This window comes from Gemmiger formicilis (assembly GCF_900167555.1).
Classification (GTDB): domain Bacteria; phylum Bacillota; class Clostridia; order Oscillospirales; family Ruminococcaceae; genus Gemmiger; species Gemmiger formicilis.
Window position 1 is genome coordinate 1 of the sequence record NZ_FUYF01000089.1, and the last position, 1,128, is coordinate 1,128.

The 1,128-nt window shown below is 46.9% G+C and carries 2 protein-coding genes; both read left to right on the forward strand.

Features of this window, described 5'->3' with window-relative positions; translation table 11 throughout:
- Positions 1-813 (forward strand): tyrosine-type recombinase/integrase (locus B5D32_RS14705; protein ID WP_143402829.1); only part of this gene is annotated, 813 nt, incomplete at its 5' end.
- On the forward strand, positions 810-1,085 hold the full coding sequence (locus B5D32_RS14710; protein WP_078785688.1) for a hypothetical protein: 276 nt from the start codon (positions 810-812) through the stop codon (positions 1,083-1,085). The genes B5D32_RS14705 and B5D32_RS14710, both read left to right, overlap by 4 nt.
- Positions 1,086-1,128 lie beyond the last annotated feature (43 nt).

Sequence of the window (1,128 nt, forward strand, 5' to 3'; positions counted from 1 at the left end):
CGTGAGTTTTACGAGGAAATGCGGCACACACCGCGTCTGGACGGCAGAGGAAATCTATCCGAGAAGTCAGTCGAAGGTTTACACAACACGCTGTGCGGCATCCTATCGGCGGCTGTGGACGAGGGATACCTTACTCACAATCCTGCATGGAGATGCTACAAGCCGAAAGGGCAGAAGAAAGAACGTCCCGTAGCAGATGAGGAAACGGTTAAAAAGTTGATTACAGCGTTTGAAGGTCAGAGTATGAAGTACGAAACCTATTTCAAGCTGGTGCTGGCAACCGGGCTGCGGCGTGGGGAAGCCTGTGGGCTGAGATGGAGTGATATCAACTGGCGCAAACGGACGATTCATGTTCAACGCGGGGTGGTCAAACTCAGTCACCAAGAATCAATTACAAAAGATCCTAAGACGACCAGCGGTGACAGAATGGTATATCTGAGCAAGGAAATGTGCCAGCTACTCAAAGCATGGCGTAAGGAGTGCGAGTGGGATAGGGAACAGACTGCAAACGAAACCGTGGACGAGGAAGACTATTTATTCCGTCAACCTAACGGAAAGCCTATGTGTCCCAGCACATTCACATATAGATTTAAACTGATTCTGAAAGCAAATAACCTACCGCTGGATTTGAATGTGCATAGCTTGCGGCACACAAACGCCAGCTTGCTGATTTCACAGGGCGTGGATGTACGAACGGTGGCTAGTCTATTGGGTCATGCACAGGCAAGTACAACGCTGGATATTTATGCCCATGCATTTGACAAGAACAAACGCAAGGCACAGGAAAAGCTGGGAAAGGCGATTGGATTATGATGAGAAAAATCAAGCTGACCCGCGCAAACAAAAGTATCCTGCTGAAAGCACTTGCACCTTATTACTACCGAGAAAAAGCGCTTGGTCGTAGCACACAGGAATCGGGAAAGCTAATACTGAAAATTGATTCTCTCTCAGCCGATAAGAAAACAAACTTCTCGCCAGACGAAATTCGTCTTATGCGTACCACTGTAAATCAACTGAGAAATGAACGGCTGGCAAAAGGGCAGTACACCGATGCGGCAGACGATATGCTGCTAAAATTATTCTGAAAATCAAACACTAACAAAAACAAAAAACCTCATTGCAAAAAAC